Source organism: Haloactinopolyspora sp. (genome assembly GCF_027324685.1).
Classification (GTDB): Bacteria; Actinomycetota; Actinomycetes; order Jiangellales; family Jiangellaceae; genus Haloactinopolyspora.
In genome coordinates, this window is record NZ_DAHVSH010000058.1 from 1 (window position 1) to 8,874 (window position 8,874).

The 8,874-nt window shown below is 70.9% G+C and carries 6 protein-coding genes and 2 pseudogenes; 3 read left to right on the top strand and 5 right to left on the bottom strand.

Annotated features, from left to right (window positions below; translation table 11 throughout):
* The coding region (locus tag M6444_RS07370) for a hypothetical protein (protein WP_298324969.1) at positions 1 to 358 on the bottom strand (358 nt) is incomplete at its 3' end.
* A gap of 257 nt (positions 359 to 615) precedes the next feature.
* Here M6444_RS07370 and M6444_RS07375 point away from each other — a divergent pair.
* Genes M6444_RS07375 through M6444_RS07385 form a run of 3 tightly spaced genes read left to right on the top strand, consistent with a single transcriptional unit; the run spans position 616 to position 3,632 of the window.
* Positions 616 to 1,035 (top strand): MobC family plasmid mobilization relaxosome protein, encoded by a 420-nt coding sequence (locus tag M6444_RS07375; protein WP_298324972.1) that lies wholly within the window; start codon positions 616 to 618, stop codon positions 1,033 to 1,035.
* Complete coding sequence (locus M6444_RS07380; protein WP_298324975.1) at positions 1,032 to 2,762, top strand: relaxase/mobilization nuclease domain-containing protein; 1,731 nt, start codon at positions 1,032 to 1,034, stop codon at positions 2,760 to 2,762. The genes M6444_RS07375 and M6444_RS07380 overlap by 4 nt, the downstream gene beginning before the upstream one ends.
* 18 nt (positions 2,763 to 2,780) lie before the next feature.
* Positions 2,781 to 3,632 carry a hypothetical protein gene (locus M6444_RS07385; protein WP_298324977.1) on the top strand — a complete coding sequence of 284 codons (852 nt, stop codon included), beginning with the start codon at positions 2,781 to 2,783 and terminating at the stop codon, positions 3,630 to 3,632.
* An 82-nt stretch (positions 3,633 to 3,714) separates the two neighbouring features.
* On the opposite strand, the gene M6444_RS07390 is transcribed toward M6444_RS07385, so the two are convergent.
* The 4 genes and pseudogenes from M6444_RS07390 to M6444_RS07400 all read right to left on the bottom strand — a co-directional run bounded on the left by M6444_RS07390 (position 3,715) and on the right by M6444_RS07400 (position 8,668).
* Positions 3,715 to 4,227: a DUF4913 domain-containing protein gene (locus M6444_RS07390; protein WP_298324979.1), complete on the bottom strand. Its 513-nt coding sequence runs from the start codon at positions 4,225 to 4,227 to the stop codon at positions 3,715 to 3,717.
* Positions 4,224 to 5,501: pseudogene (locus M6444_RS22905) on the bottom strand (TraM recognition domain-containing protein); the annotation flags it as partial. The gene M6444_RS07390 and the pseudogene M6444_RS22905, both read right to left, overlap by 4 nt.
* Before the next feature lie 252 nt (positions 5,502 to 5,753).
* Positions 5,754 to 7,196: pseudogene (locus M6444_RS22910) on the bottom strand (LAGLIDADG family homing endonuclease); the annotation flags it as partial.
* Positions 7,193 to 8,668, bottom strand: coding sequence for an ATP/GTP-binding protein (locus M6444_RS07400; protein WP_240474274.1), 1,476 nt, complete (start codon positions 8,666 to 8,668; stop codon positions 7,193 to 7,195). The pseudogene M6444_RS22910 and the gene M6444_RS07400, both read right to left, overlap by 4 nt.
* Between the last annotated feature and the right edge of the window lie 206 nt (positions 8,669 to 8,874).

Here is an 8,874-nt window from a genome sequence, read left to right on the forward strand (position 1 = left end):
CCGGCTCCGGTGGCGGTGACGGCGCGTCCTTGGCCGCCGTTGACGTTGCCGTGCGGCGCGTGCTGCGTCGCCTGGCACGCTGCTTCTTCTCCGGTTCGGGAAAGCCGATCTTCTTCAACTCGGCCGGCGTCCACCCGGCAGTCACGGCGGCGTTGTAGGCGCGCACGTCCTCCTGCTCGGCCTGGCGGATGCGCTGGGCGATCTGCTGTTGCAGCTCGGCCAACTCACGCGCGGTCTGCTCGCGCACGTCCGCCAGACTCTGCCGTGCCTGAGCCACCGTGCGAATCGCCGCGATCCGATCCTCCTGAGCGCGCCGCGCGCGCTCCACCGCTTCTTCGACACTCGGTTGGTTCGCCATATCTCCATCGTAGGGATACACCGTGTCTGCGTCGACGATCAGTCGACAGGAAAAGGCCCTCGTCGCGGCGTAGCCGCGACCGCCCCCGTCTGACGACGTGAGCGAACCCCGAAAGGAGTCCCAGACGGAGCAAGCTATACGATCCGGTGCCCGGATCGGCTTTGATCCTCGACGCGGGGTCGAGAATGCGGCACACTGGACGTGTGGTCCCCGCACATGGGCGGGGTCGCTGCGCTGGGCCGAGAGGAGGCGATGTCGTGGCCGGCGAGGGCGTTCAGGACGCGACGAGTGCGGCTCGTCAGAAGCGCCGGCGGCGTGTCGAGGGTGGGCGTCAGCACCGGCACGTCGTACGCGTCACGCCGGAGGAGGAGGGGCAGTTGCTGGCCCTCGCGCTGCGGTACCGGGTGAGCGTGCCCAAGCTGCTGATCGACTCCGCGCTGGCGGGCGGCGCGGCCAACGCCGCGGCGAATGCGTCGGTGCGCGATGAGCTGCTCACCGAACTGTTCAAGGCGTACCGCGTGCTCGCGGGCATCGCGAACAACGTCAACCAGATCGCGCGGGCGACGAACGCCACCGGCGAGGCGCAGGCAGAGATGTCGGCGACGCTGGCGGCGGTGCGACGGACGGCGGAGCGGATCGACGGTCTGATCGACCAGTTGGCCGAGGCGCTGCGATGATGCCCAACGTCGTGCGCGGCCACCGGATGGCCGGACTGATGACCTACCTGGTGGGTCCTGGTCGGCACAACGAGCACACCGAGCCGCACCTGGTGGCCGGCGATCCGGCGGTGATGGCGTGGTACGACGACAACGAGTTGGGCCGGGACTCGGCGCTGGCGATCGCGCGTCACGTCGACAAGCCACGTGTCCTCCTCGGCGTCGATGTGAAGGGCGGCCATGTGTGGCACTGCTCGCTGTCGCTGCGCGCCGACGAGGGGACGTTGACGGATGGGGACTGGGGGAAGATCGCTCGCGACTTCATTGCGGCGATGGAGTTCGACGACAACCAGGGCACGAAGGCTGCGTGCCGGTGGGTGGCCGTGCGTCATGGGCTGTCGACGAACGGCAACGACCACATTCATATCGCGGTCAACTTGGTGCGCGAGGATGGCACCAAGGCGTCGGTACACAACGACTTTCGCCGCGCCCAGGCCGCGGCTCGCGCGCTGGAGACGAAGTACGGGCTCGAAGAGTTGGAGTCGGTACGCGCGGAGCGTGCAACGCGCGGCTACCACCCGGCCGAGCGAGAGGCGCAGGCTCGTGCGCGGGCGCGCGCCAAGTACGAGCGAGCGCGCACGAAGATGGACGCCGGCACCCCGCCGTGGGAGCGGCTGGACGGCATGGAGCGGCAGGCGCGCATCGCCTCCGAGCTGCGCACCGACCAGCCGCGTTACCTGCTGTCGTTGAAGGTTCGCGGGTGCGCGACCGCAAGCAGGTCGGAAGCGGAGTTCGTGCGCCGGCTGCGCCGTGAGGGACTGCTCGTGCGGCCGCGGTACGCGGAGGGGCGCACCGACGTCATCACCGGCTACTCCGTGGCCGAGCGACCCGAGGCCGGTGAACGACCGATCTGGTACGGCGGCGGGCAGCTCGGCCGTGATCTGAGCCTGCCCCGGCTGCGCGACGGATGGGAGGACACCCCGACCGGAGCGATGGACGCCGCGGCGGAGTGGAACGCCGCCAAGCGTGGCCGGCGCGTCGTCGCGCCGGGGCGGGAGGCAACCGAGCCGAGGCCCCGGCAATGGGTGCAGCAGCAGGAGCGGTTGAGCAAGCTCGTGGATCGGTTGAGCGAGGTTCCGGTCGAGGATCGGGACACATGGGCAACCGTGGCCCGGCAGACCGCCGGAGCGCTGGCCGCGTGGTCAAACGCGACGGAGGAGACTCCGGGCGACCTGGCGGCCGCGGCCGAGGCGCTGTCGCGATCGGCGCAGACGTACCGGCGGACCGTGCGGCCGGAGAAGGCGCGCACCATCGCCATCTCCGGGGCGGCGATGCTGCTGGCCAGTGCCGCGCGTGGAGGCCAGGGAACCGTCGCCCAGGCGGTCATGCTGCGCCAGCTGATCCGGCTCAGCGAGCGGGTGGCCGACGCGGCCGTTGCCGCACGTGATGCTCGGCAGGCGAGACTCATCAGTGAGGACGTCCGGGCGCGACTTGACCGGGTGGGCGCTGCGCTGCCGAAGCCGCCGAGCGAACGCACGCAGCCCGAGGGACGTACGGCCACCGTGACGATTGAGCGGCCCGTTGAGCCGCCGAAGCTGGACCCGGCCGCCGAGCGCGCACGCCGGCTGATGGACGCCGGCCAGGCGAAGCCGGCCACTGCGGCGGCGTCGCCGGTGCCGAACAGGATCGAGCCGGCGCGCCGCCGGCACGCCGTCAGACCGGGCGCAGACCGCGGACCGGAACGCTAGGAGGAGAGGGGGCCGCTCATGGCTGAGGGAACCGACGGCATCGAGGAAGCATTCGAGGGTCAGTTGCGGGTGCTGGTCACCGCCGCTTCACAGATCGCGGAGCGCATCGCTCGAGAGCGTGAACAGGCACTGCGCCAGGCTGAGGCGCGCAGCCAGCAGGAGGCCCGCGAACTGCAATCCAGGATGGAGGCCGAGCGGCGCGTGGCGCGCGCAGAGCTGAGCAACGTCTACCGCGAGCAGTGGTGGAATCAGGCGAGCCCGGAGCAGATCGGCCACGCCTATCAGGTCGCCCGCGCGTGGGAACGGGAGGACCTCGAGGCGGTGCGCGCCGAACAGCGGATGCGCGACGAGCTGCGCACGCGCTACGGCGTCGACGTCGACGCCACCGAGGCCGACCCGGCTGCGGTGCGGGCCGCGGTCGAGCGCGCCGTGCACGAGCGTGCCCAGGCGGATGGTGAGCGGAGCCGCTCGGCGGCCGAGAACGCCGAGGCGCAGCGACTCATGACCCAGGCCGACCAGGAGGAGCAGCGCGCTGCGGAGGCGCGGGCAGCGGCCGAACACGAACCCGACGCCGAGGAGCGGGTCCGGGCGGCGGCGGAGGCCGAGCAGCGCGAGGCGCTGGCTGAGCGTGTCCGTGAGGACGGCAGGAACCTCTACGACAGCGCCGAACGGCGCGACGGCACCGCGCGTGAGCTGGAAGCCAAGGGCATCAACGCGGAGGTGGTCGCCACCCGGATGCGCGCCGACGTCAGCCAGGGCACGCCGGCCACCGAAGCGGTCAAGGGCGCCGGGAAGAAGGCACCCAAGGCCCGCAAGGCCAAGGTCCGCGGCGCGCAGCTCCAGGCCCAGCGCACCGGCTTGGCCCGATGAGCCGACCAGCACCGCCACACGAGGACAGGGACCGTCCCGAAAGGGGGGCGGTCCCTGTCTGTGTTCGGAGCGGCGGCCGGCGTCAGGCGGCTGAGCCGGGGTCCTCGCGGACGTCGGGGAACAGGCCAGCCGGTGGAGCCTGGTAGGGCAGCGGCGCACCCTTCTTGCACTGGTTCTCCTCAGCGGTCGCGTCGGCTGCCAGGAACGGCCCTTCTGGGTCCATCAGCACCGCCATGTGATGGTCGGCGTGGTCGCGCCACCACACGCTCATCCCGGTCTTGCCGTCCAGGCGCAGGTGCTCCCAAGACCGCCACAGCGCTTCGAGCCGGATCACCGCCTCGTCGTATTCCCACCAGCGAGCCGCCCACACCTTGTGCCGGCCGTCGATCTTGCGCCGGTAGACGTGACGCAGGTACTCCCGCAGGAACTCATCAACGGACCCGTAGTACAGGCTCGGCTCGGCCGCCGCCTCGCCGGTGTCGTCGTCGGCCAGCTCGCCGGTGTCGTCGTCGGCCACCTCGGCGGTGTTCTCGTCGACGTCGATCGGTTCGGCCTCGATGCCGTCCTCGTCGTAGTCGTCGCCCCACTCGCTCACGACGCCTCCTTCTCAGTGCTCAGGGCCGCGTCGACGGCGGCCAGTTCGGTCTCTGCCTCCCGGATCGTGCGCTCGGCCTGCGGATCGTGCGCCGCGATCGAGGCGCGCACCTGGGCCGCGTGCGGCCCGGTCATCCACGGCTGCGTGCGGATCAGCGTCGGCCGGGAGCCGGAGGCCAGCACCACGGCACGGCCTTTGGGCAGCGCCGCGAGGTCGGCCACGTCGAGGATGCGCTCACGGTGCAGCTGCTGGGAGACGGTGCGCTGCCCGCGCCCGTAGGACGTCGAGGATGACAGCCGGTCGTAGTCACCGATGATCCGCGACAGGTCCTCCAAGAACGCTGCCTCGGACACGCCGCCGCCGTAGACCTTGATGTTGGCCGCGCTCCACAGCTTCTTCATCCCTGCTTCGCCCCACACCTCCACGCCCTGGGACCAGGACTGCAAGATCGTCATCAGGACGATCCCGCGCGAGCCGTAGTGGCTGTAGAGGTTGGGCAGCTCGCGCCACCGGCAGACGTTAGCCGCCTCATCGAGCACCCCGAGCAGCGGGGTGCGCAACCGGCCACCGGGGGAGGTGGCCGCCAGTTCCTCGGCGGCCTCCACGACGGCCACCGTCAGCGCGGTCACGAGCGGGCCGGCGGTGCCGCGGCCCTCCTTGGACAGCGAGTACAGGGTGCCACCCTCACGCACGAACGTCTCGGGATCGAAGTGCGGCCGCCGATCGGTCATGCCCTGGGCGGTGACCCAGGCGGCCACCTGCCGGTTGGTCAGGCACGAGGCCATCTGCTGGGCGGTGCCGAACACCCCGCCGCGCTGCTTCTCCGGGGCGTCGACGACGCCGGCCACCTGGTCGGCGGTGAGGGTGAAGCCGTGCTCGCGCAGAATGTCCACCGCCGTGTCGTCGGTCGGGCGGGTCAGCCACGTGTAGACGTCGGTGATCGGGCGGCCGTCGAGAGCTGCGGCGAGCAACAGGCCGGCGAGCAGATCCTGGCCGGCCGGGTCGAAGTAGGCATCGGTCTTGGCTCCCGGATCACGCGAGCCGGCGGCGAAGTGCTCGGCCATCTTGGCCGCCTTCACCTCATCGGTGACGTAGCTCAGGGGGTTCCACCACCACGTCGGTTCTTCCAGGGCGATGGCCTGCGGGTCGAACACCCACACCGGGCCGGCCTTGGCGCGCACGTCCCTGGTGGCGTCCACCACGTCGCGCTTGTTGGAGGTAACCAGCACCCCGCCGGGAGCGTCCAGAATCGCCGGCACCGCCCGACTGGTCGTGTTGTGCGTGACGATGCACTCCTGGGCGACGTAGAGCTGATCCGGCGCGTCCACGCTGATACACACCATCTCGGCCTCTCCGGCCGGCTCGATCGAGACGATGGCGCGCGTAGGGACCTTCACCCGACGCGTCGACCGCAACTTCTCCCACCGCTCGCGCTTCCGTGTGAGCCAGAACGGGGACTCACTGTCGGCCGGTAGGCGCAGGAACAGGCGGTGGGAGGGAGCGTGCGTGGTTTCGCGCACCGTTGTAGTCACCGTGCCGCCGAGAGCCTGGACGAGGAAGCGAACGTCGCGCGCGAGCCGCGGCGACGAGGTGCAGAACTCGACGATGCCGCGCGAGTCGATCGAGCCGTCAGTGTCCAGCAGGCCAGCCAGCAATGCCCACCGGTCAGGAATCGGCGCAAGCAGATAGGCATCTGGCACATGCTTGGTCAACGAGCCCGCGCCCCAAAGACCGAGTGAGCGAAGCGCAGTGATGGCGGAGTTTCGGCCCCGCACGGTCGTGCGGAGTTGGTAATCGTACGGTGCACCGGCGACCCTCACCCACTCGGTTCGCTCCGGGCAGCGATCGCGAAGGATGTCCATCAACTCCGCGTCGGCCGTCGAGAATCGGATGCCGGGGCCGGTGAGGCCACCGTCGCCAATCAGTGCGCCCAGGAGGTACGGGTCAAGAGGACGCGCGTTCAGGTCCGCGGCATCGAGTAGGGCGGTGGCACGAGCAGCACGTGCCAGTCCCGCCGGCCCCGCGTCTGTACGGACCTGCCGGCCAGGTCCTCGGGTAGGTCCGGGCGGAGTCGGGCGTGCAGGAACGCCCGGTTCCAGCACGCCGTCGAACTCGACCGGCCTGACGATCGGCAGGTAGTACTTTGCAGCGCCGTCAGAGCGCCGGAGGCCGTTATCAAGAAGCTGCTGCGTGGTCCACTCGCGCCACCCTTCCGGGTGCCGCTTGTCCGCGCGCAGCTTGGGACGGACCGTCCAGATGTGCTCGGCATCGCACAGGATCGAGGTGCCGTCCGAGAACGTCATGCGGTAGGCCGGCCGCACCCCCTGGGGAAATACCCCTGTCACCGTGTGCGGCTGCCCGTCTCGACCGATGACGCGGCACCCGCGAGCCAGGTCACCGATGGGTGTCCAGCCGTTCGGCGTCAGGACCGGTGTTGTCGCGACCAGCGCTTTGCCGGTGCGCGGCCCCCAGATATCGATGTGCATGTCCTCCCAGGACCCGAACAGCGGTTGCCCACCACCCACGGCGCGCCCGATGGGCACACCGGGGGAGTCCTCCACGCCGAGTCGCCGGGCCGTGGCCTGGGCGTTCTTACGGGTCAGGGCCTCGACGTCCCGGCCGCGACCCATGTAGGACGCAGCCCGGTCCACGCGGGTGCGGTTACGGCGCAGCCGGCGCAGCAGCAGACCCACCAGCACCGCCAGGAGGACACCGATGGCGGCCAGGCCGCCCACGACCCACCAGCCGGCGGCACCGGGCCAGGCGACGTCACCGCCGAGCAGCCCGAAAACCGCGGAGAACGGGTCGGCCGGCACCTGCGTGCCAGTGCCGGCCAGCCGGTGACCCAGGTGCAGGGCGGCATAGACCGAGCCGACGACGATCACCACGACGACGATCGCCACCCACACCAGCACGGCCTCAGCACCGAGGCCGCCGGGATCGCGGCGGCGGTTGTTCGGAGTGCTCATGCCCCTGCCTCCTTCACGAGGTGCAGCTGGCGGCTGCCCACGCGGGACTGTTCGTGCCAGAGCTTGTTGGTGTCGTTGATCGAGGTCTCAGCGGCGGTGAGCTGGACGTTGATCGGGATGCCGGGCCGGCCACCGACCTTGACGAGGAACTTGCCCCGGCCCGGCGGCTCGGCCTCCCGACCCGTGGCCGGGTCCCAGGCCGGCGGGTCCTGCCAGCCGATGAGCAGGTCCTGCTCGGCCAGCGAGAACGGCACCGCCGCGGTGAGCTTGGGCATCTCCGCGGAGGGCAGCCCGCCGCAGATCACCATGCCGGAACGTTCGACGAAGCCGCTGGCCTTCATGCGGTCCTCCTCGGTGGGCAGGGCCAGCAGGTCGCTCATCGTGTGGGAAATCATCGCCATGCCCACACCGCGCTGCCGGTTGAGCCGGGTCAGGGCGTCCACCCGGTCGACCATGCCTCGGCCGGCGCGCAGCGCCCGCCACAGCTCGTCGAGGATCACGAAGTAGTGCCGCCGCGGTTCCAGACCGGCATCGGCCAGCGCGTTGGCGACGTTGACCGTGCCGAACCCGGCCGACCAGCACGCCAGTAGGGTGGCGGCTTGCAGGTCCATCTCGGAGTCGTCGATCGCGGAGACGTCATAGACCACCGGAGCGTCCCGACGCATCGGGTTGGTGGTCTGCCGGGAGAACGTCTCTCCCAGCCGGCCGCCGCCCACCAGGCCGATGAGCGAGGCTTCCAGGCCCTCGGTGATCTGCTTGTACCGCTCGTCACTGCCCCGGTCCAGGGCCACGGCCCGGACCTCCTCGGGACCTTCCTGGATCACGCGCAGCAGGTCACCGAGCACCGGCACGCCCTCGTGGCGCTCGTCGAGCACCTTCAAGGCGCGGTCGATGATCGTCTCCTCCCGGTCGGTCGGAGGGGCCGAGCGCAGGATCGTCAGCAGCGCCGAGACCATCGTGTGCCGGCGGCCGTGCGCGTCTGCGAGCACCTGCGCGGCTTGCCGGTCATAGCCGGCCGCGCGCAACCGGGCGGCGGCCTCGGTGGCCTCGCCGGGGTCGAGCACGTTGAGGTAGCCGCGGCCGCGGCCCAGGGTGATGACCTGCCCGCCCATCGCCTCGATGAGGTCGACGTAATCAGGTTTGAGGTCCCCCAGCACCAGCGGCATCACCCCGTAGCCGGCCAGCCCGGTGGCCATCCGGCGCACGAGGGTGGACTTGCCCAGGCCCGGCTTGCCGAGCACGAACGCGCTCGGGTTGGAGATGAGCTTGGCCCGCTGGAACCAGGAGATGGGATCGCAGCACAACGTCGCCCCGGTATGGATGTGCCGGCCGAGCGGCACCCCCACCATCGGGGTGCCGGTGCCGATGGCGAACGGCCACAGCCCGCAGACCTGCACCGTCGTGCCGCGCCACTCATCCGGTGCCTGCACATAGACCGACTGGCCGCGGCCGCGGCCGAGCCACCCGCGCATCGGCGGGCGCTGGGGCCGCAGCTCGCGCGCCTTCTTCTCAGCGCGGCTGGTGCGCGCCTTCTTCTCGCTCACAGCTTCTCCCTCAGCTCGGCGGGCACCTTGATGTGCTTGGGCAGCACCAGCCCCAGCGGCAGCGCCGCCGCGAACGCCGAATCCTGGGACCCGTAGACCGGGCGCAGCCGCAGCCGGGCGGTCGCGGCCAGGTT

Bases quoted from the DNA above. Each gene is read 5' to 3' on its own strand.
- M6444_RS07380 (WP_298324975.1), top strand. From the start codon at position 1,032: ATGATGCCCAACGTCGTGCGCGGCCACCGGATGGCCGGACTGATGACC.
- M6444_RS07385 (WP_298324977.1), top strand. From the start codon at position 2,781: ATGGCTGAGGGAACCGACGGCATCGAGGAAGCATTCGAGGGTCAGTTG.
- M6444_RS07400 (WP_240474274.1), bottom strand. From the start codon at position 8,668: ATGCGCGGGTGGCTCGGCCGCGGCCGCGGCCAGTCGGTCTATGTGCAG.